This window comes from Microbacterium barkeri (genome assembly GCF_027921765.1).
GTDB lineage: Bacteria > Actinomycetota > Actinomycetes > Actinomycetales > Microbacteriaceae > Microbacterium > Microbacterium barkeri.
The window spans coordinates 46,273-70,958 of sequence record NZ_BSEJ01000012.1 but is presented as its reverse complement, the minus strand read 5'-3'; the positions used below and the strand labels follow the sequence as shown (position 1 = coordinate 70,958).

The following is a 24,686-nucleotide window of genomic DNA, read 5'->3' as shown; positions in this document are numbered from 1 at the left end:
GCCCGAGGATGTCCGACCCCTCGCGCACAATGCCGGTATGGACATCCTCCTCGTCATCGCCATCGCCGTGATCGCCGCGGCCCTCGCCGGGGCGCTCGGCTTCGTCGTCGGCCGCCAGCGCGGGAGCGCGGCAGACGCCGAGCAGCGCGCGGAGCTCGGCGCCGCCCGCCTGCAGATCGCGAGCCTGCAGCGCGACGTCGCGTCGGCGCGCGCGGAGACCGCGGCGCGCGTCGCGGAGGAGCGCACGCTCGCAGCCGAGCGGGTCGACGAACTGCGCGCCGACCAGAAGCGCCTCGCCGACGAGTTCGACGCGCTCAGCCGGCGCGCGCTCGAGGCCAACACGCGGAGCTTCCTCGCGCAGGCCGAGGAGCGCCTCACGCGCAGCCAGAGCGAGGGCGCGGCCGAGCTGCGCCGACGGCAGGAGGCGGTCGAGCGGCTCATCGCCCCCATCCGCGAGACGCTCGACACCGTCAAGACCGAGGTGTCGACCGCCGAGAGGGCGCGGCTCGAGGCGAACGCCGCTCTCGCGGAGCAGCTCGCGCACATGCGGCGCTCGTCGGAGGCGCTCGGCTCGGAGACCCGCAACCTCGTGAACGCGCTGCGCGCTCCTCAGGTGCGCGGGCGGTGGGGCGAGCTCCAGCTGCGGCGGGTCGTGGAGGCCGCCGGCATGCTCAACCACGTCGACTTCGCCGAGCAGTCCCACCATGTCACCGACGACGGAGCGCTCCGGCCCGACCTCGTCATCCACCTCGCCGGCGACAAGCGCGTCGTCGTCGACTCCAAGGTCGCGTTCAGCGGCTACCTCGAGGCCATGGAGGCGACCGACGACGCGGTGCGCGCGCAGCGACTGCAGGCTCACGCCCGCCACCTCCGCAAGCACATCGACGACCTCGGCGCGAAGGAGTACTGGGACGCGGTGGCCGGGTCGCCCGAGTTCGTCGTGATGTTCGTCCCCGCCGAGCCCTTCCTCGCCGCCGCCCTCGACGAGGACGCGACACTGTACGAGTACGCGTTCGAGCGCAACGTCGTGATCGCGACTCCCTCGACGCTCGTCGCCCTGCTGCGCACGGTGGGTCACGCGTGGCGACAGGACCAGCTCGCACAGGAGGCGCAGCAGATCTTCCTCGTCGGCAAGGAGCTGCACAAGCGCCTCGGCACGCTCGGCGCGCACCTCGCGACGCTCGGGAAGCGCCTGAACGCCACCGTCGAGGCATACAACCGCTTCGCCGGATCGCTCGACCGGAACGTCGTGACCCAGGCGCGCCGCTTCAGCGCCCTGCAGGGGCTCGACGAGGTCCTGACGGAGACGGCGCCTGTCGAGGCGCTCGCGATCGCCCCGCAGAAGGCCGACCTCTACGCCGACGAGCCGACGGCGTCGTTCGCGCCCGAGGCGATCGCGCAGGTGCGCGAGGAGCGCCTCTGACCGCCCCTCTTGACGACGCCGATGGGCGTCGCTAGCTTTCGAGAAACCGGTTACTGCACGATGACGTGCCCGGTGCGCCTGCACCACCGGTCCCTCGAAGGAGAGCGAACATGCCCTGGAGACATCCTCGACGACACCCCTCCCCGATCGCCGTCGGCGTCCTCGCGACCGCCGTCGGCGCATCCCTCCTCGCGGCGCCCGCGCACGCCCAGCCGAGCGCCGCCCCCGCAGCGGAGGGCGCGCCGGCGCCTGCGGTCCCCGTGGAGCGGCAGACGCTTCCCGCGGGCGACGGATGGGCCTCCCTCGACGGCGGGACGACCGGCGGGGCCGACGCGCCGGCCGACCGCGTGATCGACGTCCGCACCCGCGACGAGCTCGTCGCGGCCGTTGCGGGCGACGAGCCCAAGATCGTCCGGGTCGTCGCGGACATCGACGCGAACACCCGCGCCGACGGCACGCGGATCGCGTGCGAGGAGTACGCACGAGACGGCTACTCGCTCGACGCGTACCTGGCGGCATACGACCCCGCGGTGTGGAGCGGCCCTGCGAAGGGGGCGCTGGAAGACGCGCGCAAGGCGTCGCAGGCAGTGCAGCGCGCGCAGATCGAGGCGCGCATCGGCTCGAACACGACGGTCATCGGCGTGGGCGACGTCGCGCTCACGGGATTCACCTTCCAGGTGTCGGGCGTCGACGACGTGATCATCCGGAACCTCCGCATCTCCGACGCCTACGACTGCTTCCCGACGTGGAACGGCGAGACCTGGAAGACCGAATGGGACAACCTCGTCGTCTCGGGATCGACGCACGTCTGGCTCGACCACCTCACCCTCGACGACGGCGACACGGTCGACGCCGATCAGCCGGTCTACTTCGGCGAGCGCTTCCTGCGGCACGACGGCCTGCTCGACGTCGTCCGCGCGGCCGACCTCGTCACGATCTCGTGGAGCCGGATGCAGGGGCACGACAAGTCGCTCCTCTGGGGCAACGGCGACGACCGCATCACCGACCGCGGCGCGCTGCGGGTCACGCTGCACCACAACGAGCTCGTCGACCTCAACCAGCGCGCTCCCCGCGTGCGCTTCGGGCAGGCGCACGTGTACGACAACACCTACCGGGTGACCGACCCCGGCCACTACATCTACTCGTGGGGCGTCGGCGTCGAATCGAGCATCATCGCGCGCGAGAACACCTTCGAGCTCGCCGAGGGAGTGACCCCCGACCGGATCATCGGCCACTTCGGCGGCACCGGCATAGACGCCGCGGGCACCTGGGTGAACGGCGCGGAGGTCGACGTGCTCGCGGCCTACAACGCGGCGAACCCGGATCTGCCCCTCGCGGGCGCCGTGACCGGGACCGCCGGCCCGCATGGCCCGATCCAGCCCGCCGAGGTCGCGGCCCGCGCGGTCGCCGAGGGGGCCGGCTCCGGCGTCCTCGAGACCTGGCGCGACCCGCTCGACCCTGCGCATGCGGGAGCGGATCTGCTCGCCGTGATCGGCGCGCCCGCCGATGCGACCGCCGACGGGCCGGTGTGGGCGCCCACGGCGACCGGCTTCGCCTCGCTCCCGTCGCCCGAGCGGCCGCAGGGCACGACGGGCGGAGCGGGCGGCGCGACCGTGACCGTGCGCACGGCCGACGAGCTCACCCGGCACGCCGCCGCGCGCCATCCGCTCGTCATCCTCGTCGAGGGCGCCATCGAGGTCCCGTTCGGCGAGATGATCGAGGTCGCCGACGACAAGACGATCGCGGGAGCCGACGCCGATGCCGCGCTCGTCGGCGGCGGCCTCCTCCTCAAGGGCTCGTCCAACGTCATCGTGCGGAACCTCTCCTTCCGCGACTCGTACGTCCCTGGCGACTGGGACGGCAAGACCCGCGAGAACGACAACGACGGCATCCGGATGGATGCCGCGACGCACGTGTGGATCGACCACAACGACTTCGCGCGCCTCGGCGACGGCCTCGTCGACGTGCGGAAGGGGTCGACAGCGGTGACGCTCTCGTGGAACACGTTCTCCGACCACAACAAGACGGTCGGGATCGGATGGTCCGAGGAGGTCGCGACGGAGATCACGCTGCACCACAACCGCTTCTCGAACACCTACCAGCGCAACGCGAGCATCGGCGGGGCATCCGCCGCGCACGCGTACAACAACCATCTCGAGGGCACGGGGAGCTACGGCATGCTCGCCCGCGAGGGATCGCAGGTGGTCGTCGAGCAGAGCTACTTCGAGAACGGCGAGGACCCCATCGTGGCCTACGGCGACGGCTCGGCCGTGGACTCCCGGGACAACGTGTTCACCGGCACCCGCGGTCGACGCGACGACACCGGCGTTACGTTCGAGCCCGCCGATCGCTACGCGTACCACCCCGACCCCGCCCGGGAGATCCCCGCGATCCTCGCCGCGCATGCGGGCTCGCTCGGCGACGAGGAGGCCGTCGGCGACTCGGTCACGGTCGCGCTCGACGGCACGGGCGACTTCGCGAGCGTGAGCGCTGCCGTCGGCGCCGCCGCACGCGCGGATCATCCCGTCGAGGTCGTCGTGCAGCCCGGGGTGTACCGCGAGGTCGTCCGGATCTGGCCGGACGCCGACGGGCTCACGATCCGCGGCGCGACGGGCATCGCCGAGGACGTCGTGATCACGTACGATCTCGCGGCCGGGCAGCAGAAGTTCTACGGCGGCACGCAGGGGCACACCGGCTCGCCCACCGTCTCCGCGATGGCCGACGATGTGACGCTCGCGGACCTCACGATCGAGAACGCCTACGACGAGGCCGCGAAGGGGCAGAGCCAGGCGCTTGCGCTGCGCACGGTCGGCGACCGCACGGTGCTCGACGGCGTGCGCTTGCTCGGCAACCAGGACACGTTCCTCGCCGACACCCCGCACATCACGCAGACCTCGCGCGTGTACGTGACCGACTCCTACATCGAGGGCGACGTGGACTTCATCTACGGACGCGCCACGGCCGTGTTCGAGGACAGCCGGATCCACTCCCTCGACCGCGGCCAGGCCGTGAACGGCTACGTCGCGGCGCCCTCGACCGCGGCGGGCGTCGCGGGCTTCCTCTTCCAGGGCAGCCGGTTCACGTCCGACGCGGCCGCCGGCACAGTGTTCCTCGGTCGGCCGTGGCACCCGAGCAGCAACCCCGACGTCGACCCGTCGATGGTCGTCCGCAACTCGCACCTCGGTGCGCACATCTCCACGCCGGCGTGGACCGACATGAGCGGATGGCGGTGGCAGGACGACCGGTTCGCCGAGTACCGGAACCGGGGCGACGGGGCCGCCGTCGCGGGCGCCGACGGACGACCGCAGCTGACGAAGGAGCAGGCTCGCGATCACACGCGGGAGGCGTACCTGCAGGGCGACGACGGCTGGAGCCCCTGGCTCTGAGCGCGGGTCGGCGGTGCGGGAGCGTCCGACGACGCTCCCGCACCGCCTGGCGCATGCACGATGATGGAGGGACACCGCGCACGGCGCCGCCGTCCGCCCAGCCATCGAGGAGGCGCTCGTGACCGACGACAGCACGCCCGACATCCCTCCGGCTCCCGCGTCGCCTCCCCCGCAGCCGCCGTCGGCAGCGCCGACACCGCCCCCGGCTCCGATCCCGCCGTACGCGGCGCCGCCCGCACCGCCCTACGGCGCTCCGCCCTACGGCGCTCAGCCGACTCCGCCCTACGGGGCACAGCCGGCTCCGCCCTACGGCTCGCCTTACGCCGCCTACGGAGCGCCCCCATCCGCCCCGGGTCCCCGCCCCGGCATGGCCCTCGCGATCACCGCGATCGTGCTCGCGGGCGTCGGCTTCGTCTTCGCCCTCATCCCCGTCGTGACCGGCCTGTCGTGGCTGTTCCTCATCGCCGCGATCGTCGTGGCGATCGTCGCCCTCGTCCGCAGGGCGGAGGGCAGGGGCCTCAGCATCGCCGCGATCGTCGTCGCGGTCGCGGGCGGGATCGCGTCGATCGTCGTCCTCGTCGTGTCGGTCTTCGCCGCCGTGGGCTCGTTCATCTCGTCCCCGCCGGCACTCGGCCCGACCGATCTGTACGAGCCGCCCGCCGAGTCGATCACCGTCGACATCGAGACGACCGAGACCGCCTTCGGCCGTCTGCGGGGCGACGACGACTACTGGTGGTACGTCGCGGTGCTCGAGGTGCCGCAGAGCGACGTCGCATACGAGTACGCGTTCCTCGACGTCGAGGCGCACACGGCCGACGGCGACGTGCTCGACGCCGGCTCGACGCCGCGCACGCTGCTGCCGGGCACAACCGTCGTGACGGGATACTTCGAGGCAGCCGATGAGGAGATCGACGGCATCGAGGTGATCGACCCGGTCGTCGAGGAGTACGACGAGGCGCCCATCGAGGAGTACGGTCCCCTCGTCGTCGGCGAGCTGACCGACGTGTCCGACGAGTACTCGACGGCCGTGGAGGGCGTCGTGACCACGGAGGGCACGGCCGACATCGAGCTCGCCGAGGTGATCGTGCTCGCGCGGGACGCCGACGGTGCGATCTTCGAGGTCACAACGGCCTACCCCGACGCGGCCGTCACCGCCGACGAGGGCGCTCCATTCGAGGCGCTCTTCACCGAGGTGCACCCCGAGGGCACCACCTACGAGGCGTACGCCGCCGCCTTCTGATCCGCGAAGGAGAACCCATGACCCCCACCGGCGCATCCCCCGACGTCCTCGTCGTCGGAGAGGCCCTCGTCGACATCGTGCACCGCGCCGACGGCACCGTCGACGAGAAGCCGGGAGGGAGCCCCGCGAACGTCGCGATCACCCTGGGACGCCTCGGCCGCCGCCCGCGTCTCCTCACGCATGTCGGCGACGACGACCGCGGCCGCCTCGTGCGCGCGTGGCTCGAGGACTCCGGCGTCGAGGTGACCGGGCGCGCGGCCGCACGGACGTCCACCGCGACGGCCGTCCTCGATGCGACCGGCGCCGCGCGCTACGCGTTCGCGATCGAGTGGGATGTCGACGCCGCGGGCGCGGACATCCCGGGCGCCGTCCACGTCGGATCGATCGCGACGACGCTCGCCCCCGGCGCCGCCGCCGTGCTCGCCCTCGTCGAGCGCGCACGCGGCCGCGCGCTGGTGACGTTCGACCCGAACATCCGCCCGAGCCTCGTGACGGACGCAGACGACGTCCGCCGCCGCGTCCGCGCGCTCATCGAGCGCGCGGACGCGGTGAAGGCGAGCGACGAGGATGTCGCCTGGCTGCATCCCGGAGCCGACCTCGAGGAGGTCGCACGTGCCTGGGTCGCCGCGGGACCCGCGCTCGTCGTGATCACCTCCGGGGCCGAGGGAGCGCTCGCGGCGACCGCGAGCGGGGTCGTGCGGGTCCCCGCGCCGCGCGTCGACGTGGTCGACACCGTCGGAGCCGGAGACACCTTCATGGGCGCACTCGTCGACGGCCTGCTCGATGCGGGCGCGTCCGGGTCGCGCGCGCGAGAGACGGTCGCCGCGCTCGACAGCGCACGGCTGACGTCCCTCCTGCGGCGCAGCGCCGACGCCGCCGCGGTGACGGTGTCGCGCCCCGGCGCCGACCCGCCGACGCGCGCCGAGCTCGACGCCCGCGGCTGATCACCCCTCGGGCAGCGCAGCGGCCTTCGCGCGCAGCACGTCGCGCTCGCGCTCGTTCGCCGTCCGTCGCGCCGCCTCCTCGAGGGCCGCGCGCGCCTCGGCGTTCCGGCCGAGGCGCGCGAGGAGCTCACCGCGGACCGACGGCAGCAGGTGCGAGCCGGCGAGAGCGCCCGACCGGTCGAGCTCGTCGACGATCGGCAGCGCGCTGGCCGGGCCGGTCGCCATCGCGACGGCGACCGCCCGATTCAGCTCGACGACGGGCGAGGGGGCGAGGCGCGCGAGCGCCTCGTAGAGGAGGACGATGCGCTCCCAGTCGGTCGACTCGACCGAGGTCGCGACGTCGTGGCATTCGGCGATCGCCGCCTGGAGAGCGTAGGCCCCGCGCCCTCGCCCGAGCGCATCCGCGCGGGCGAGCGCGGCCCTGCCGCGGGCGATGAGCTGCCGGTCCCACCGCGTCCGGTCCTGCCGGTCGAGCAGCACCGGCTCCCCGTCGGGGCCGAGTCGCGCGGGGAACCGCGCGGCCGTGAACTCCATGAGGGCGACGAGGCCGTGCACCTCGGGCTCGCGCGGCGCGAGCTCCGCGAGCACGCGGCCGAGTCGGAGCGCCTCGTGCGCGAGATCCGCGCGCAGCCACCGCTCGCCCGAGCTGGCGACGTGCCCCTCGTTGAACACGAGGTAGAGCACGCTCAGCACCGTGCCCATCCGCTCGGCGAACTCCTCCCGCCCCGGCACCTCGAACGGCGCCTTCACCGCGGCGAGCGTCTTCTTCGCGCGCACGATGCGCTGCTGGACGGTCGCGACGGGCAGGAAGAAGGCGCGCGCGATCTCCTCGGTCGTGAGACCGCCGACGACGCGGAGGGTCAGCGCGATCTGCGCCTCGCGCGAGAGCGCGGGATGGCAGGCGATGAACACGAGCCGCAGCACGTCGTCGTCGATCTCGTCGGGATCGTACGGCTCGGTGTCCAGGTCGGCGCTCTCGAGCTCCCGCGCGATCGCCGCGTAGCGCTCGTCGAGCCGCTCGCGCCGCCGCCATCCGTCGATCGCCCGGCGCTGGGCGACCGCGACGAGCCAGGCGCCCGCATTGGCGGGGACGCCGTCGCGCGGCCACTGCTCGAGCGCTGCCGCGAGGGCGTCCTGCGCGAGGTCCTCGGCGGCCGCGAAGTCGCCCGTGAACCGCGTGAGCGTCGCGACGATGCGGGCCGACTCGATCCGCCACACGGCCTCGACGCTCCTGCGCGCGGATGCCGCCGCGCGCGATGCGCGCACGGCGGCATCCGTCGTGTCGCTCATGGGATCACTCGGTGCCGAGCTGCTCGCGCCACCCGGCCTCCTTCTGGATCCACTCGTTGTCGGCGGGGAAGTCCTCGACGCCGCTGATGCGGCGCACCTCGAGCTTGCTGCCGGGGCCGAGCGGCGCGCGCTTGGCCCACTCGACCGCCTCCTCGATCGTCGGCACGTCGAGGATCCAGAAGCCGTTGAAGAGCTCCTTCGTCTCGCCGTACGGGCCGTCGGTCGCGACCGGCGGCTGGCTCGAGAAGTCGACGACGACGCCCTCTGCGGCGTCCGTGAGCCCCTCGCCGCCGGCGAGGACGCCGGCCTTCATCATCGACTCGTTGTAGGCCCCCATCGCCGCGATGATCTGCTCGAAGGGAATCTCCTTCGACGCGGCGAGAGCCTCGTCGGTGTCGCGCATGATCAGCATGTACTTGCCCATGATGTTCTCCTCGGTCTGGTGCGAAGGCCGCCTCTCGACCCTCTCACTGACGCGTCGAACGAGCCAGACGCAGATCGACATGCGCACGGAGAAAGTTCGAAAAAGATCGGCCGCCGCCCCTCGTGAGGGCGGCGGCCGGGTCGGTCGGGTCAGGAGATCAGCGCGCGGCCGAGCCCTCGACGTAGTCCGAGTCCTGCTGCTTCCATGCGAACAGGGCGCGGAGCTCCTTGCCCGTGGCCTCGATCGGGTGCTGCTGCTCCTTCTCGCGCAGACCGAGGAACTCGGGCGCGCCCGCGTCCTGGTCGTCGATGAAGCGCTTGGCGAACGCGCCCGACTGGATGTCGGCGAGCACGGCCTTCATGTTCTCCTTGACGTGCGCGTCGACGACGCGCGGTCCCGAGACGTAGTCGCCGAACTCGGCCGTGTCCGAGATCGACCAGCGCTGCTTGGCGATGCCGCCCTCCCACATGAGGTCGACGATGAGCTTGAGCTCGTGCAGCACCTCGAAGTAGGCGATCTGCGGCTGGTAGCCGGCCTCGGTGAGCACCTCGAAGCCCGCCTGCACGAGGTGGCTCATGCCGCCGCAGAGGACGGCCTGCTCGCCGAAGAGGTCGGTCTCGGTCTCCTCGGTGAACGTGGTCTTGATGACGCCGGCGCGCGTGCCGCCGATCGCCTTCGCGTACGAGAGGGCGACGTCCCAGGCCTGGCCCGACGCGTCGCGCTCGACCGCGATGATGTCGGGGATGCCGCGGCCGGCCGCGAACTCGCGGCGCACGGTGTGGCCGGGGGCCTTGGGCGCGACGAGGATGACGTCGACGCCCTCGGGAGCGTCGATGTAGCCGAAGCGGATGTTGAAGCCGTGCGCGAACGCGAGCGTCTTGCCCTCGGACAGGTTCGGCGCGATCGACTCGGCGTAGATCGAGCGCTGGTGCTGGTCGGGCGCGAGGATCATGATGAGGTCGGCCCACGCGGTGGCGTCCGCGACGTTCTTGACCTCGAAGCCCTCCTCCTGCGCCTTCTGCGTCGACTTCGACCCGTCCTTCAGCGCGATGACGACCTCGACGCCCGAGTCGCGGAGGTTCTGCGCGTGCGCGTGGCCCTGCGAGCCGTAGCCCACGATCGCGACCTTCTTGTTCTGGATGATCGACAGGTCGGCGTCTGCGTCGTAGAGGATCTCGGTGCTCACTGTATTTCTCTCCTTGGATGGGGTTCGTCGCGGGCGGCGCACCGCCGCCCGAGGTTCTGATCAGCCGCGCAGGACGCGCTCGGTGATGGACTTGCCGCCGCGGCCGAGGGCGAGCAGCCCCGACTGCGCGAGCTCCTTGATGCCGAAGGGCTCGATGGCCTTGAGGAAGGCGTCGACCTTGCCCTGGTCGCCCGTGATCTCGATCACGAGCGCGTCGGGCGCGTAGTCGACGACGTTGCCGCGGAAGAGGCTCACGACCTCGAGGACGTTCGACCGGGACGCGTTGTCGGCGCGCACCTTCACGAGCATGTGCTCGCGCTGCACCGACGCCGCGGGGTCGAGCTCGACGATCTTCACGACGTTGATGAGCTTGTTGAGCTGCTTCGTGACCTGCTCGAGCGGGAGGTCGTCGACGTCGACGACGACCGTGATCCGGGAGAGCCCGGGGATCTCGGTGACGCCGACGGCGAGGGAGTGGATGTTGAAGCCGCGTCGGGCGAACAGGCCCGCGACGCGGGTGAGCAGACCGGGACGGTCCTCGACGAGCAGGCTCAGCACGTGGGACGACATGTCAGTCCTCCTCGGAGAAGGCGGGCGAGTGGTCGCGCGCGTACTGGATGTAGCTGTTGCTGACGCCCTGCGGCACCATCGGCCACACCATGGCGTCGGCGCTCACGACGAAGTCGATCACGACGGGGCGGTCGTTCGTCTCGAGCGCGAGGCGGATCGCGTCGTCGATCTGGTCCTCCCGCTCGACGCGGATCGCGAGGCAGCCGTACGCCTCGGCCAGCTTGACGAAGTCGGGGATGCGGACGGTGTCGTGGCCCGTCTGGAGATCGGTGTTCGAGTAGCGGCCGTCGTAGAACAGCGTCTGCCACTGCCGCACCATCCCGAGCGACGAGTTGTTGATGATCGCGACCTTGATCGGGATGTCGTTGAGCGCGCACGTGGCGAGCTCCTGGTTCGTCATCTGGAAGCAGCCGTCGCCGTCGATCGCCCACACCACGCGGTGCGGCTCGGCGACCTTCGCGCCCATCGCGGCGGGGATCGAGTACCCCATCGTGCCGGCGCCACCGGAGTTCAGCCACGAGTTCGGGCGCTCGTACTTGATGAACTGCGCCGCCCACATCTGGTGCTGCCCCACGCCCGCGGCGTAGACCGCCTCGGGGCCGGTGAGCTCGCCGATCCGCTGGATGACGTGCTGCGGCGAGAGCAGCCCGTCGGTCGTCGGGGCGAAGCCGAGCGGGTACTGATCCTGCAGGCCGCGCAGGTAGGCCCACCACTCGTCGTAGTCCGGTGCGCCGCCCTGCGTCGTCGAGCGGAACGCCGTGTCGAGATCGACGAGCACCTCCTTGAGGTCGCCCACGATCGGCACGTCGGCCGTGCGGATCTTGGAGATCTCGGCGGGGTCGATGTCGACGTGCACCACCTTCGCGTGCGGGGCGAAGAGCGCCGCCTTGCCAGTGACGCGGTCGTCGAAGCGCGCGCCGAGGGCGACGATGAGGTCGCTCTCCTGGAGGGCGAGCACGGCCGGCACCGCCCCGTGCATGCCGGGCATGCCGAGGTGCTGCGAGTGGGAGTCGGGGAACGCGCCGCGCGCCATGAGCGTGGTGACGACGGGCGCGCCTGTCGCCTCCGCGAAGGTCTTCAGCTCCTCCGCCGCGCGGCCGCGGATGACGCCGCCGCCGACGTAGAGGACGGGCTTGCGCGCCTCAGCGATGAGCGACACGGCGGCCTGGATCTGCTTGCCGTGCGCCTTCGTGACAGGGCGGTAGCCCGGCAGCTCGTAGCGGGGCGGCCAGACGAACGGGGCCTCGGCCTGCTGCGCGTCCTTCGTGATGTCGACGAGCACGGGCCCGGGGCGGCCGGTCGAGGCGATCTCGTACGCCGCGGCGATCGCGCCGGGGATCTCGGCGGCGTCCTTCACGAGGAAGGAGTGCTTCGTGATCGGCATCGTGATGCCGACGATGTCGGCCTCCTGGAACGCGTCGGTGCCCATGAGCGTGGAGAACACCTGGCCGGTGATGGCCAGCATCGGCACCGAGTCCATGTACGCGTCGGCGATCGCGGTCACGAGGTTGGTCGCGCCCGGGCCGCTCGTCGCGATCGTCACGCCGACCTTGCCGCTGGCCGAGGCGTAGCCCTCCGCCGCGTGGCCGCCACCCTGCTCGTGCCGGACGAGGATGTGGCGCAGGGAGGCCGCCGACATGAGCGGGTCGTAGACGGGCAGGATGGCGCCGCCCGGAAGGCCGAAGACGTCGGTGACGCCCAGCAGCTCGAGCGAGCGGACGACCGCCTCGGCGCCCGTGAGCACGGGCGCTTGCGCGGAGGTGCGAGCGGGTGGCCGCGGAACGGCCGGTGCGGTTTCGGCAGGCATGATGATGCTTCCTCGCTGTTGGTCGAGTGGGTGCTCAGCGGACGCGGCGGGGCCGGGACCGGCTCAGCCGGTCGTCGCGCCTTCCGCGGCGGAGCGCACGAGCTTGGAGTACTTGGCCAGAACGCCTCGGGTGTAGCGCGGGGGCAGGGGCTCCCAGCCTTCCCGGCGGGAGCTCAGCTCTGCTTCGTCGACGAGTAGGTCGAGAGTGCGAGCCGCGATATCGACCCTGATCAGATCACCATCGCGCACGAAGGCGATGGGACCAGCGTCCACCGCCTCTGGTGCGATATGGCCGATGCACAGCCCGGTTGTGCCGCCTGAGAATCGACCGTCTGTCAAGAGTAGTACATCCCTGCCGAGGCCAGCGCCCTTGATGGCCGCCGTGATCGCGAGCATCTCGCGCATGCCGGGGCCGCCCTTGGGGCCCTCGTAGCGGATGACCACCACGTCGCCCGCGGCGATCTCGCCGTTCGCGAGCGCGTCCATGGCGCCGCGCTCGCGCTCGAACACGCGCGCGGGGCCCTCGAACACCGACGCGTCGAAGCCGGCGGTCTTGACGACCGCCCCCTCGGGCGCGAGCGAGCCGTGCAGGATGGTGAGCCCGCCGGTCGCGTGGATCGGGTCGTCGAAGCGGTGGACCACCGTGCCGTCGATCGGGTCGGGGTCGAGCTCGCGCAGGTTCTCCGCGACGGTCTTGCCGGTGACGGTGAGCGCATCGCCGTGGATGAGTCCCTCGTCGAGCATCGCCTTCATGATGACGGGGATGCCGCCGTGGCGGTCGACGTCGTTCATGACGTACTTTCCGAACGGCTTCATGTCGGCCACGTGCGGCACGCGGTCGCCGATGCGGTTGAAGTCGTGCAGGCTCAGCTCGACCTCGGCCTCGCGTGCGATCGCGAGCAGGTGCAGCACCACGTTCGTCGAGCCGCCGAGGGCCATCGCGAGCGCGATCGCGTTCTCGAACGACTCCTTCGTCAGGATGTCCTTGGTCGTGATGCCCTGCCGCAGCAGCTCGACGACGGCCTCGCCCGACCGGTGCGCGAAGTAGTCGCGCCGGCGGTCGGCCGCGGGCGGCGCGGCCGATCCGGGCAGGCTCAGGCCGAGCGCCTCGGCCACCGAGGCCATCGTGTTGGCCGTGTACATGCCGCCGCAGGCTCCCTCGCCCGGGGCGAAGGCGCACTCGATGCGCTTGAGGTCCTCCTCCGACATGAGGCCCGCGCGGCACGCGCCCACGGCCTCGAAGGAGTCGATGATCGTGATGTCCTTCTCGGTGCCGTCCGAGAGCTTGACCCAGCCGGGTGCGATCGAGCCGGCGTAGAGGAAGACGCTGGACAGCCCGAGCCGCGCGCTGGCCATGAGCATGCCGGGGATCGACTTGTCGCAGCCCGCGAGCAGGACCGTGCCGTCGAGGCGCTCGGCCATGATGACGGTCTCGACGCTGTCGGCGATGACCTCACGGCTCACGAGCGAGAAGTGCATGCCCTCGTGGCCCATGGAGATGCCGTCCGAGACCGAGACGGTGCCGAACTGGAGCGGGTAGCCCCCGCCCGAGTGCACGCCCTCCTTCGCGCCCTGCGCGAGCCGGTCGAGCGACAGGTTGCAGGGGGTGATCTCGTTCCAGCTCGAGGCGATGCCGATCTGGGGCTTGTCCCAGTCGGCGTCTCCCATGCCCACGGCGCGGAGCATGCCGCGCGACGTCGTGGCCTCGATGCCGTCCGTCACCACGCGGCTGCGGGGCTTGATGTCGATCTCAGGGGTATCGCTCACGCTGGAAGTCTATTCCCCGCGCAGGGCGCCGCCGTGCCGCTGCGCAGGTGGGTCGACCAGGGCGCGCGCGACTGGTCAGGATGCTCGACGACGCGCGATCTCGCTGAGCAGCGCGGCGAGAGCGGCGGCGTCGGGGACGCGCACGGCGGCCGCGGTCTCCCCCTCGCCGACGCGGATGCCGAGGTCGCCATCCCCGAGCGCGCGGAGCGCATCCTCATCGGTCACGTCGTCGCCCGCGAAGAGCACGGCCGTCGCCCCCGTCGCCTCGCGCAGCGCGGCGACGGCCGAGTCCTTGCCCTCGTGCCGCCACGCGAACTCGACGACGTCCCGCCCCGTCCGGCGACGCCATCCCGGTGCGCGCTCCGCCACGAGGCGGTCGACCGCGTCCTGCGCGGCCGCGGTCGTCGCGTCGTCGGCCAGCCGCGTGTGCAGCGCGAATCCGAATGCCTTGCGCTCGATCCACGCGCCGGTCATCCCCGCGACGGCGGTCTCGGCCGCGTCGACCAGCGCGGCGGCTGCGGCCCGCTCATCGGCGTCGTCGGCGGCGGGCGCGGGCGCCGCTCCCGCGGGCCGCCAGTGCTCAGCGCCGTGCGAGCCGGAGAGCCACACGGGCGAGGCGTCGTCGTGCTCGGCGATCACCCGGAGGTCGGCGAGCGTGCGCCCCGAGACGAACGCCACGATCGTGTCGGGGGCGGCCGCGAGGGCCGCCACCGCCGCCGTGGCCTCGGGGATGGCCCTCGCCGTGAGCGGCTCGTCGACGAGCGGCGCGAGGGTGCCGTCGAAGTCGAGGGCCACGAGCAGACGCGGGGTCTGCACGACCGACGCGATGGCCGCCTGCGCGCGCGGGTCGCCGACGGGCGCCGCGCCGGTCATCGGCGACGCTCCCGGTAGGTCTCGAGGTCGGCCAGGAAGCGGCGCCCCCAGCGCTCGACGTCGTTCTCGAGCACGCGCCGGCGCATGCTGCGCATCCGCCGCGACTGCTCGGCCGGGGGCATCTCGATCGCGCGCATGATCGCCTCCTTCATGCCGTCGATGTCGTGCGGATTGACCAGCAGCGCGCTGCTGAGCTCATCGGCGGCCCCCGCGAACTCGCTCAGCATGAGCACGCCGCGGTTGTCCGAGTGCACGGCGACGTACTCCTTCGCGACGAGGTTCATGCCGTCGCGCAGGGCCGTGACGAGCATGACGTCGGCCGCGAGGTAGAGGGCGACCATCTCCTCGCGCGGGAATCCCTGATGGAGGTAGCGGATGGCCGTGTGGTGGATCGTGTCGTAGTCGCCGTTGATGCGGCCGACCGTGAGCTCGATCTCGTCGCGGAGCTCCTGATACGCCTCGACACCCGGCCGGCTGGGGCTCGCGACCTGCACGAGCGTGACGTCGCCGACCTGCACGCGGCCGTCCTGCAGGAGCTCGCCGAACGCCTTGAGCCGGTGCCGGATGCCCTTGGTGTAGTCGAGGCGGTCGACCCCGAGGAGCACCTTGGAGGGGTTGCCGAGCTGCTCGCGGATCTCCTTCGCACGAGCGCGGATGGCCGGATCCTGGGCCAGCTCGATGAAGGACTGCGCGTCGATCGAGATCGGGTACGCCTTCGCGATCGCCGTGCGCGCGGTGCCGTCCGGCTGCGGGATGGTGATCGTGTCGCTCCTCGTCGCGTAGCGGAGGATGCGCCGCACCGAGCGCTGGAAGTTGCCGGCGTCGGCGACCCGCTGGAACCCGATGACGTCGGCGCCGAGGAGACCCTCGACGACCTGGCGGCGCCACGGGAGCTGGGCGTAGAGGCCGTAGGCGGGGAACGGGATGTGGTGGAAGTAGCCGATGATGACGTCCGGCCGCAGCTCGCGGAGCATCTGCGGGACGAGCTGGAGCTGGTAGTCCTGGACCCACACGAAGCCGCCCTCCGACGCGACCTCGGCCGCGGCCTCGGCGAAGCGGCGGTTCACGCGGACATACGCGTCCCACCAGCGGCGCTTGTAGACCGGCGTCGCGATGACGTCGTGGTACAGCGGCCAGATCGTGCCGTTGGCGAAGCCCTCGTAGTAGTCCTCGAGCTCCTCGGCGCTGAGCTGGATCGGCACGAGGTGCGTGCCGTCGAAGTCGAACGGCTCGACGTCGAGGCCCGGCTTGCCTGCCCAGCCCACCCACGCGCCGTCGACCTTGTGCATGACCTGTTCGAGAGCCGTCACGAGACCGCCCGGGGAGCGACGCCAGGCCGGCTGGCCGGTCTCGTCCTCGATCCGATCCACGGGAAGGCGATTTGCTACGACGACGAGATCCGCTTCGGCCATGACGCTCCTTGAGTATCCGGTTCGCCAGTCTAGCCAGCGCCGCGCGGCCGACCCCGCTCCCCCGCGGCGCCCTTGACGGCACGGCGCCGCGTCCGATACCAGCGCGCGCGAGACGCCGCAAGCCCCACGGCGTCCTCTGCGCACGCGCGGGTCGCGCGCTAGCGTGGGGGCATGCGCAAGTACCTCATGGGAACCGGACTCCTCGGCGCGATCACGAGCGGCTACTCGCTGCTGAAGGGATCGAACGACAAGCGGTTCACGTGGCGCGTCGCACTCGCCTGGCTGAGCTGGGCGATCACGCTCACCCTCGCGATCGGCGAGGCCCGCGACATCCGCACCGCCTCGCGCGGCGGCGCCGTCCCCGAGGACTCCCCCATCGCCGGCAAGGAGTACAAGTACGCCGGCACGCCGAAGCCCGGCAAGAAGGACAAGGGCACGCGCGGCCGCAAGCGCCGCTGACGCTCGCGGCGTCAGCTCGTCGCTCCGTCGTCCCCATATCCATACCGTGGTTATATAACTGCGGTATGCTGTTGACATGGATCGCGCACGGGACCTCGAGAGCATCATCGTCGCGGCGCACGCGCTCACCCGCGTGGCGGCGCTCGAGACCCGGAACGAGGCGCCCGCCGCACAGTGGCGGACCCTCGCGATCCTCCGCGAACGGGGGCCGCTGCGCATCGGCGAGCTCGCTCGACTCAGCCGCATCACGCAGCCGGGCGTCACGCGCCTGATCGGCGGCATGGCCGACGCGGGGCTCGTCGCGCGCGAGCCCGACCCGGACGACTCGCGCGCGGTGCGCGTGGCCGCCACCGAGCGCGGCGAGCAGGCGTACGCCGCATGGCGCGTGCAGCTCGTCGAGGCGCTCCTCCCCCGCTTCGCGGATCTCAGCGACAGCGAATGGCAGGCGCTGCGCACCTCGGCCGAGCTGCTCACGCAGCGGATGGCCGACGCGCGGCCCGCGAACGGAGAGGAGAGCTCGGCACGATGAGCTCAGGAGAGAGAACGGCGTCGATCTGGCGCCAGCCGATGCAGGTGTGGGCGGTCGCATTCGCGAGCGTCGTCGCGTTCATGGGGATCGGCCTCGTCGACCCGATCCTGCCCGCGATCGCGGAGCAGCTGCACGCGACCCCCGCCGAGAGCGAGCTGCTCTTCACGAGCTACCTCGTCATCACGGGGCTCATGATGCTCTTCACGAGCTTCGTCTCGAGCCGCATCGGCGCCAAGCGCACCCTCCTCATCGGGCTCGGGTTCATCCTCGTGTTCGCGTTCCTGTGCGCTGTCAGCGGCTCGGTCGACGCCGTGATCGGCTTCCGCGCGGGCTGGGGCCTCGGCAACGCGCTCTTCATCTCGACGGCCCTCGCGACGATCGTCGGCGCGGCGGCCGGCGGCAGCGCGAACGCGATCATGCTCTACGAGGCCGCGCTCGGCCTCGGTCTCGCCGTGGGCCCGCTCGTCGGCGGTCTGCTCGGAGAGGTGACCTGGCGCGCTCCCTTCTTCGGCGTCGCGACCCTCATGGCCATCGCCATCATGGCGATCGCCGTGCTGCTCAGGGCACCGGCCGACCGCCCGGAGCCCGTGCGCCTCACGGCGGCATTCCGCGCGCTCGCGACGCCGGCACTCGGCCTGCTCGCGACGGCCGCGATCTTCTACAACATCGCGTTCTTCGTCCTGCTCGCCTACTCGCCGTTCCCGCTCGGCTTCTCGGCGCTCGGCATCGGCTTCACCTTCTTCGGCTGGGGGCTCGGCCTCGCGATCACCTCGATCTGGGGCGCGCCGCTGCTCCTGCACGTCGTGCGCAGGACGACGGCGATCGCGATCATCCTCCCGCTCATCGCGGTCGACCTCGTCGTCGCGGGGCTCCTCGTCCACAGCAAGCCCGCGCTCGTGACGTGCATCGTCGTGGGCGGGCTGCTGTTCGGCTTCATGAACACGATCCTCACGGAGACCGTGATGGAGGCGACCGACATCCCGCGCTCGATCGCGTCGTCGTCGTACTCGGGCGTGCGCTTCCTCGGCGGCGCCGCCGCGCCGCCCCTCGCGGCCGTGCTCGCCGAGCATTGGGGCGACACCGCGCCCTACGTGTTCGGGGCGATCGCCGCGCTCATCGCCGCCGTCATCGTCGTGAGCGGACGCCGTCTGCTCGCGCGCGCCGACACGGGCCACGAGACCGCGGTCGACCAGGCTCAGGCCGTCCTCGTCGGCGACGCCGACTGATGCGGCGCCCCGTGGAGTCTCGGCGCCGAGCGCGCCGCGACTCCACGGGCACCTGGGTATCGCGCCCGGAGCGCGCGCGGCCCTACACTGCGAACATGCGCGTCATATCGGTATCGCGATGAGCGACTTCACGCCCCTGCGGCCCCCGGCACCCACTCGACTGAGCGAGCTCGTCTTCGAGCGCATCGCCGCGTCGATCGTGTCGGGAGAGCTCGCGCCCGGGGCCCAGATCAAGGACGACGAGGTCGCCGCCCAGCTCGGCGTGTCCCGCATGCCGGTGCGTGAGGCCTTCCTCCATCTCGAGCGCATCGGCCTCATCGAGATGGTCGCGAGCAGATACACGCGCGTGACCGAGATGACGCCCGAGATCGCCCGGGACGCCTTCGAGTACGCGGGCAACCAGGCCGGATGGGCGGGGCGCCTCGCGGCCGAGCGGATGACCGACGACGAGCTCGCGCACGCGCTCTCGCTCCTCGACGCGATCCTCGCCGAGACCGGCGACGCCGACGCCCATCGGAAGCGGCTCGACGACTTCTACCTCGACCTCCTCGCGCAGTCGCGCAGCCGGCAGCTCCAGCTCGCGTCGCGCGACATCAACCTCGCGCTCGCGCGAGCGGTGCACGGCGTCGAGTCGGTGCCGGACGACCTGCTCGCGGCGATGGGCGACGGGTACCGGCGGCTGCGCGAGGCGCTCTCGGAGCGCGATGCCGACGGCGTCGAGCGGATCATCCGGGAGATCCACGCGATCTACGCGCGACTCTGACCGTCTTCGAAGGGGTGCGTGCAGCCGAAGGCGCGCAGCATCGCCGCCGACTTCGCGACGGTCTCGTCGGCCTCGGCCGCGGGATCGCTGTCGATCGTGATCGCGCCGCCCGTGCCGATGCGCGCGACGCCGTCGGCGACGACCGCGGTGCGGATGACGACCGACAGGTCGACGGCTCCGCAGCGCGAGAAGGCGCCAATGACCCCGGCGTAGACCCCGCGCGGCTCCGCCTCGAGCGCATCGAGCAGCTCGACCGTGCGCCGCTTCGGCGCACCCGTCATCGACCCCGGCGGGAACAGCGCCCCCGCGGCCCGCACGCCCGCGGCGGGGCGCGGCAGCAGGCGCGCCCGCACCGAGGTCACGAGCTGGTGCACCGTCGCATACGTCTCCACGGCCATGAGCTGGGGCACGTCGACGGTGCCCGGGGCGCTGATCCGGCCCAGGTCGTTGCGCAGCAGGTCGACGATCATGAGGTTCTCGCTGCGCGTCTTCGGGTCCGCGGCGAGCGCGGCCGCCGCCGCGCGGTCGGCCGCGGGATCGGCGAGGCGTCGCGCGGTGCCCTTGATCGGCTTCGTCTCGGCCCAGCCCGAGCGCGAGACCGTGAGATAGCGCTCGGGCGAGCAGGACAGGATGGTCCGGCCCGGCATCCGCAGGTACGACGCGTAGGGAGCGGGGTTGGCGCGCCGCAGCCGCCGGTACGCCTCGAAGGGCGCGTCGTCGACCGGGCACCGCAGCGTGTAGGTGTAGCAGGCCTCGTAGGAGTCCCCCGCGAGGAGCCATGAGCGGACGGCGTCGAGGTCGCGCCGGTAGCGCACGCGGGTCACCGAGGCCTCAGCGGCGCCCGCGGACGGCGGCGCGAGCGGCGGCGCGAGCGGCGCGATCTCGCCGAGCCGGCGGGCCGTCGCGGCGATCCAGGAGCGCGCGTCCGCCTCGTCGGATGCGGGACCGGTCGCGACGACCTGCACGACGGCGTCGACGTGGTCGACGACGACGAACCGGCTGAGGTGCACGAGCTGGGCGTCGGGCTCGGGCATCCGCCGCCGCGTGCCGATGTCCTTGACGCCGTAGCCGATCGCGCCCACGTAGCCTCCGGCGAACGGGAGATCGGCCGGCGCATCGACCGGGTTCGCGTCGAGGCGCTCGGCGAGGAGCTCCCACAGGTCGATCCCCGATCCCGCGTCGGCCCCGTCGATCCGCACCCGGCCGTCCGCCGCCCAGAACTCCACGACGTGATCGCGCGGCCCCTCCGGCGCGCCGATGATCGACCAGCGGCCCATGCCGTACGCCTGCTGGGCGCTGTCGAGCCAGACCGCTGTCCCGCCGTCCGCGCCGTGCAGCGCGGCGAAGATCGCCTCGGTGTCGCCCTCGAGCGGCAGCGTGCGCGTCCACGCGAGCCACGTGCCGGGGCGCCCCGTCGAGCCCGTCATGCGCGCTCCTGTGCGAGGAAGTTCTCGACGATCCGACCGCCCGCGCCGGTCCCGATCGACTCCGGATGGAACTGCACGCCCCACCAGCCCCGCTCGACGCACTCCCCCGCCATGACGAGCCCGTCCTCCGAGCGGGCGGTCACGCGCAGCGCGGCCGGAGCGGGCTCGGCCACGACGAGCGAGTGGTAGCGGACGGCGTCGAACCCGTCGCCCACGCCCGCGAACAGCGCGGACCTGTCGTGCGCGATGCGGTCGATCCGCCCGTGCGCGGGGCGCGGGGCCGGCACGATGCGCCCGCCCAGCGCGACCGCCATCGCCTGGAATCCGAAGCACACGCCGAGCACGGGCACCGCCGCGCGCTCGAGCACCTCGAAGCCGCGCCCGACGTCCTTCGCGCGATGGGGTGTGCCGGGCCCCGGGCCGAGCACGACGTGCGAGTACCTCGCCAGGTGGTCGACGTCGACGTCGTCGTTCTGCACGAGGTGCGGCTCCACGCCCGTCGCGCTCCAGATGAGCTGCAGCAGGTTGCCCGTGTACGAGTCGTAGTTGTCGACGAGGAGCACTCGGCGCTCGCCTGCCTGTCCCTTCGTCATCGACACCATTCTGGGGCACGCGCGGACGGGTGCGAGACTGGGCGCATGCAGCTGCTCGACGGGGCGCCCGCGTCGGCGGCCGATCTCCAGCCGCTCGCGCTCACGGGCTTCGGCCACTTCACCACGATGCGGGTCGAGCGCGGCGGCGTGCGCGGCCTCGCGCGGCACCTCGCGCGGCTCGCGCGGGACTGCCGCACGGTGTTCCGCGCCGAGCTCGACATCGCGACCGCGCGCGATCAGCTGCGCGCGGCGATCGCCGACGAGCCGGACCCCGTCATCGTGCGGGTGACGGTGTTCGACCCGCGGCTCGGGGTCGAGAGACCCGGAGCGGAGGCTCGCCCCCGCGTGCTCATGACGCCGCGCCCTGCCGCCCCCGCGCGGCCTCCCGCCCTGCGCGTGCGCACGGTCCGCTTCGCCCGCGAGCTCCCGGCCGTCAAGCACACGGGCCTCTTCGGCGCTCTGCTCGCCCGCGCCGAGGCGCAGCGCGACGGGTGGGATGACGCCGTCTTCGCCGACGACGCCGGTCGGCTCGCGGAGGGGCCCACCTGGAACCTCGGGTTCGTGCGCGACGGCGACGTCGTCTGGCCGGCCGCCGACGCGCTGCCCGGTGTCACGGCGGCGGTTCTCGACGACGCGCTGCGCGCGCACTCGGTGCCGAGCTCGACCGCAGCCGTGACGCCGGCGGATCTCCCCCGGATGGACGCGGCGTTCGCGACGAACGCCGGATTCGGTGTGCGGCCCATCGCGAGCATCGACGGGGTCGCGTGGGATCCCGCGCACCCGGCGCTCGAGCGGCTCGAGACGGCCTATCTCGGGATCCCCCTCGAGCAGGTGTGAGGGCGCCCGCGTAGAGTCGCGCCATGAGCGATGTCATCATCACGGTGCGCGGCGAGGATGAGGAGCGCAGGGCCCCCGAGCGGGCGACCCTCCATCTCTCCGTGCGCGCCGACGCGCCGGCGCGCGACGAGGTCGTGCGGCGCGTCCTCGCGCGCGCTGAGACGGTCCGCGAGCGGATCGCCGCGGCGCGCGCGGCCGGGTCGATCCTCGACTGGTCGAGCACGCGTCTCGCCGTGCGCGCCGAGCGCCCGTGGGGCGACGGCGGCGTCCGCCACGACCCCGTGCACACGGCCGCGGTCGACTTCACGGCGACGTTCGCCGACGCCGGCGATCTGTCGGCGTGGGTGTCGGACGCATCGGCGCTCGACGACGTCGAGATCGGCGAGGTGCACTGGCACCTCACCGCGCAGACGCGGGCCGCCCTCGAGCGCGACGTCGCCGCGCGGGCGGTGGGCATCGCGGTCGCGAGGGCGAAGGCGTATGCCGAGGCGCTCGGCCTGCACTCCGTCGTCCCGCTCGAGGTGGCCGACCCGGGCTTCCTCGCCCCCGACGGCGGCCCGCGGCCGCTTCGCGCGATGCGCGCGACGGCGCTCGACGCCGCAGAGGCCGCCGTGAGCTACCGCCCCGACGACATCGTCGTGGCGGCCGCCGTCGAGGCGCGGTTCGCCGCGCGCTGAGGCGGCGGGCGCCGCACGCGCCCGCCGCCTCAGGCGGTCATCGTCGTCCGGGCTTCGCGACCGAGAGCTGGGCGACGTCGCTCTGCACCCGGCCGTGGGCGTTCTCGACCGTCGCGCGCACGAGCAGCCCGTCGCTCTCGGAGCGCGCCTTCTCGATGCGGTACGACGCCGAGCCGTCCGTCGCGATCTGCGCGGTCGAGCCGGCCGCGGGCTCCCACGTCGCGCCGCCATCGGCGGATGTCTCCCACGTCACGACCGGAGTCGGCGCACCCGAGACCTCGATCGCGAACTGCGCCGATCCGTTCCTGCGCGCCGTCGCGTCGTCCGGCTGCACGGCGATCTCGGGCAGCCCGGCCGTCTGATCGACCACGGGCCATCCGTCCTCCCACGCGAGTCGGTGGAGACCGAGACGGGGGAAGTACGGGATCTCCTCGTTGGCCGCGTCGTAGTAGTGGAAGGCGAGCACGCCGTCGTCGACGGACTGCCCGCCCGGGCCGACGATCGCGCCGTGGGTGTGGAGCAGCGTGCTCCCTCCCCCGCCGAGCATGTCGCGGCCGTCCTTGTCGAGGTACGGGCCCGCGACCGACCGCGAGCGCCCCACCGCGACGTGATAGGTGCTGTCCGCACCCTGGCAGCAGGCGTCGAAGGAGACGAAGAGGTAGTACCAGCCGTCGTGCTCCTCGATGAACGGCGCCTCGACGCGATTGCCGGGGGCGAAGCGGTCGACGAGGTGCACGGCGTTCTCGAGCGCGCCGGGCACGGGCTTGCCGCTCGGCCACGCGATCTCGACGAGGAAGATCCCGTACCAGTGCGAGCCGATCGCCATGTAGGGCGTCCCGTCCGCGTCCTCGATGATGCCGGCGTCGATCGCGTTGAACTCCTTGCCGCCGGCGATGGGCTGGGGCGACGCGATGACGGGACCCTGGTCGACCCACGCGTAGTCGGGGTCGTCGGGGTCGAGCGTCGTGTTCGTCGCGAGCGCCGTGACCGAGGTGTTCGTGCCGAAGCGCGACGCGGAGTAGTAGAGGTAGTAGGTGCCGTCGTGCTCGTAGAGCTCGGGCGCCCACAGGTTGTCGGGCAGTGCTCCGTCGGCGAAGTGGTCGTCGATCCAGGCGGGGATCTCGTCCCACACGTTGCCGTCGTACTCCCAGGTGACGCCCTCGTCGTGCGACGACCACGTCTGGATCGTCCCGCCGTTCGCGCGGCCGACCTCTCCGGTCGAGTACACGTACCACGTGCCGTCGCTCTCGTCGATGAAGAGCGACGGGTCGTGGATCGGCGCGGTCTGGCCGGTGACCGAGATGCCTCCGGTCGGTGCCGGCTCCGGCTCCGTCGGCGGGGCGGCCGCGGCGGGCACGGCCGCGCTCGCGACGAGCGTGGCCGTCAGCAGCGCGGCCGGGAGAACGGAAGAGCGGCGCGATGTCATCTGACTCCTTTTACAACGTTGTAGATCAGGACTGCACCGACCCTAGCCGGACCGGACGCGAGGGGTCAACCGCACGAGAGAGGGGAACGCGCTGGCGCGTTCCCCTCGACCTCGTGCGGGACGTCGTCCCGACGGCGCTCGGAGTCAGGCGGCCATGCCGCCTCCTCCGATCACGCGTCCGCGCGTCTCGGATTCGCGCGCGAACGGGGTGTGGGCGTTCTGAGAGAAGCCGGGCGTCTCGGCGAGCATGCTGTGGCTCGTCTGACGCCGGGAGTCCCCCACCTCTGCGCACACGTCATAGCGGATGAAAGGCATTTCCGTCTCCCTGCAGATGAGGCCCCAGTCGCCCCGTGATCCCCCTGCGCGCCGATCCGTCCGGCGGGCAGCCCCTCGGTCTCCAGGACGTTCCCCATCCGCCCTCCAGTAA

At 72.3% G+C, this 24,686-nt stretch carries 22 protein-coding genes; 10 read left to right on the top strand and 12 right to left on the bottom strand.

Annotated elements, in window-relative coordinates; translation table 11 throughout:
• The first annotated feature begins 37 nt into the window (after positions 1-37).
• From PKE79_RS12460 to PKE79_RS12445, 4 genes are all read left to right on the top strand, one after another.
• The gene (locus PKE79_RS12460) at positions 38-1,423 is read left to right on the top strand and encodes a DNA recombination protein RmuC (RefSeq protein WP_271174019.1); all 1,386 of its coding nucleotides are present in this window, start codon (positions 38-40) and stop codon (positions 1,421-1,423) included.
• A 110-nt stretch (positions 1,424-1,533) separates the two neighbouring features.
• Positions 1,534-4,809, top strand: a complete 3,276-nt coding sequence (locus PKE79_RS12455; protein WP_271174018.1) for a pectinesterase family protein — start codon at positions 1,534-1,536, stop codon at positions 4,807-4,809.
• Between the two features lie 118 nt (positions 4,810-4,927).
• Positions 4,928-6,049: a hypothetical protein gene (locus tag PKE79_RS12450; protein WP_271174017.1), complete on the top strand. Its 1,122-nt coding sequence runs from the start codon at positions 4,928-4,930 to the stop codon at positions 6,047-6,049.
• Positions 6,050-6,066: 17 nt separating this feature from the next.
• Positions 6,067-6,993, top strand: coding sequence for a carbohydrate kinase family protein (locus PKE79_RS12445; RefSeq protein WP_271174016.1), 927 nt, complete (start codon positions 6,067-6,069; stop codon positions 6,991-6,993).
• On the opposite strand, the gene PKE79_RS12440 is transcribed toward PKE79_RS12445, so the two are convergent.
• The 8 genes from PKE79_RS12440 to otsA all read right to left on the bottom strand — a co-directional run bounded on the left by PKE79_RS12440 (position 6,994) and on the right by otsA (position 16,322).
• On the bottom strand, positions 6,994-8,283 hold the full coding sequence (locus tag PKE79_RS12440) for an RNA polymerase sigma factor (RefSeq protein ID WP_271174015.1): 1,290 nt from the start codon (positions 8,281-8,283) through the stop codon (positions 6,994-6,996). It abuts the gene before it with no gap.
• Between the two features lie 4 nt (positions 8,284-8,287).
• Positions 8,288-8,707, bottom strand: coding sequence for a YciI family protein (locus PKE79_RS12435; protein WP_271174014.1), 420 nt, complete (start codon positions 8,705-8,707; stop codon positions 8,288-8,290).
• Between the two features lie 157 nt (positions 8,708-8,864).
• Entirely contained in the window at positions 8,865-9,893 is a 1,029-nt protein-coding gene (gene ilvC, locus PKE79_RS12430) for a ketol-acid reductoisomerase (protein WP_271174013.1), read from the bottom strand.
• A gap of 60 nt (positions 9,894-9,953) precedes the next feature.
• Positions 9,954-10,463, bottom strand: a complete 510-nt coding sequence (gene ilvN / locus PKE79_RS12425) for an acetolactate synthase small subunit (RefSeq protein ID WP_271174012.1) — start codon at positions 10,461-10,463, stop codon at positions 9,954-9,956.
• A 1-nt stretch (position 10,464) separates the two neighbouring features.
• Positions 10,465-12,270: an acetolactate synthase large subunit gene (locus tag PKE79_RS12420; protein ID WP_271174011.1), complete on the bottom strand. Its 1,806-nt coding sequence runs from the start codon at positions 12,268-12,270 to the stop codon at positions 10,465-10,467.
• A 63-nt stretch (positions 12,271-12,333) separates the two neighbouring features.
• The gene (gene ilvD, locus PKE79_RS12415) at positions 12,334-14,037 is read right to left on the bottom strand and encodes a dihydroxy-acid dehydratase (RefSeq protein WP_271174010.1); all 1,704 of its coding nucleotides are present in this window, start codon (positions 14,035-14,037) and stop codon (positions 12,334-12,336) included.
• Between the two features lie 75 nt (positions 14,038-14,112).
• The gene (gene otsB / locus PKE79_RS12410; RefSeq protein WP_271174009.1) at positions 14,113-14,910 is read right to left on the bottom strand and encodes a trehalose-phosphatase; all 798 of its coding nucleotides are present in this window, start codon (positions 14,908-14,910) and stop codon (positions 14,113-14,115) included.
• Positions 14,907-16,322 (bottom strand): alpha,alpha-trehalose-phosphate synthase (UDP-forming), encoded by a 1,416-nt coding sequence (gene otsA / locus PKE79_RS12405; RefSeq protein ID WP_271174008.1) that lies wholly within the window; start codon positions 16,320-16,322, stop codon positions 14,907-14,909. Before otsA ends, otsB begins: the two co-directional genes overlap by 4 nt.
• Before the next feature lie 171 nt (positions 16,323-16,493).
• Between otsA and PKE79_RS12400 the strand changes: the two genes are divergently transcribed.
• From PKE79_RS12400 to PKE79_RS12385, 4 genes are all read left to right on the top strand, one after another.
• On the top strand, positions 16,494-16,781 hold the full coding sequence (locus PKE79_RS12400) for a hypothetical protein (protein WP_271174007.1): 288 nt from the start codon (positions 16,494-16,496) through the stop codon (positions 16,779-16,781).
• A gap of 76 nt (positions 16,782-16,857) precedes the next feature.
• Entirely contained in the window at positions 16,858-17,310 is a 453-nt protein-coding gene (locus tag PKE79_RS12395) for a MarR family winged helix-turn-helix transcriptional regulator (protein ID WP_271174006.1), read from the top strand.
• On the top strand, positions 17,307-18,536 hold the full coding sequence (locus PKE79_RS12390; protein WP_271174005.1) for an MFS transporter: 1,230 nt from the start codon (positions 17,307-17,309) through the stop codon (positions 18,534-18,536). Before PKE79_RS12395 ends, PKE79_RS12390 begins: the two co-directional genes overlap by 4 nt.
• A 118-nt stretch (positions 18,537-18,654) precedes the next feature.
• Positions 18,655-19,299, top strand: coding sequence for a GntR family transcriptional regulator (locus tag PKE79_RS12385; protein ID WP_271174004.1), 645 nt, complete (start codon positions 18,655-18,657; stop codon positions 19,297-19,299).
• Here the strand turns inward: PKE79_RS12385 and PKE79_RS12380 are convergent.
• Both PKE79_RS12380 and PKE79_RS12375 read right to left on the bottom strand, forming a co-directional pair.
• A complete protein-coding gene (locus PKE79_RS12380) occupies positions 19,284-20,726 on the bottom strand; it encodes an anthranilate synthase component I family protein (RefSeq protein ID WP_271174003.1) in 1,443 nt (480 codons plus the stop codon). The genes PKE79_RS12385 and PKE79_RS12380 overlap by 16 nt on opposite strands.
• Positions 20,723-21,319: an anthranilate synthase component II gene (locus PKE79_RS12375; RefSeq protein ID WP_271174002.1), complete on the bottom strand. Its 597-nt coding sequence runs from the start codon at positions 21,317-21,319 to the stop codon at positions 20,723-20,725. Before PKE79_RS12375 ends, PKE79_RS12380 begins: the two co-directional genes overlap by 4 nt.
• A gap of 45 nt (positions 21,320-21,364) precedes the next feature.
• On the opposite strand from PKE79_RS12375, the gene PKE79_RS12370 reads away from it, so the two are divergent.
• Both PKE79_RS12370 and PKE79_RS12365 read left to right on the top strand, forming a co-directional pair.
• Positions 21,365-22,156 carry an aminotransferase class IV gene (locus PKE79_RS12370; RefSeq protein WP_271174001.1) on the top strand — a complete coding sequence of 264 codons (792 nt, stop codon included), beginning with the start codon at positions 21,365-21,367 and terminating at the stop codon, positions 22,154-22,156.
• A gap of 23 nt (positions 22,157-22,179) precedes the next feature.
• Complete coding sequence (locus PKE79_RS12365) at positions 22,180-22,833, top strand: SIMPL domain-containing protein (RefSeq protein WP_271174000.1); 654 nt, start codon at positions 22,180-22,182, stop codon at positions 22,831-22,833.
• Positions 22,834-22,870: 37 nt separating this feature from the next.
• Here the strand turns inward: PKE79_RS12365 and PKE79_RS12360 are convergent, their stop codons facing one another.
• Together PKE79_RS12360 and PKE79_RS12355 are read right to left on the bottom strand one after the other, a co-directional pair.
• Positions 22,871-24,259, bottom strand: coding sequence for a glycoside hydrolase family 43 protein (locus tag PKE79_RS12360; RefSeq protein ID WP_271173999.1), 1,389 nt, complete (start codon positions 24,257-24,259; stop codon positions 22,871-22,873).
• A 144-nt stretch (positions 24,260-24,403) separates the two neighbouring features.
• Positions 24,404-24,574: a hypothetical protein gene (locus PKE79_RS12355; RefSeq protein WP_271173998.1), complete on the bottom strand. Its 171-nt coding sequence runs from the start codon at positions 24,572-24,574 to the stop codon at positions 24,404-24,406.
• Positions 24,575-24,686: the final 112 nt, after the last annotated feature.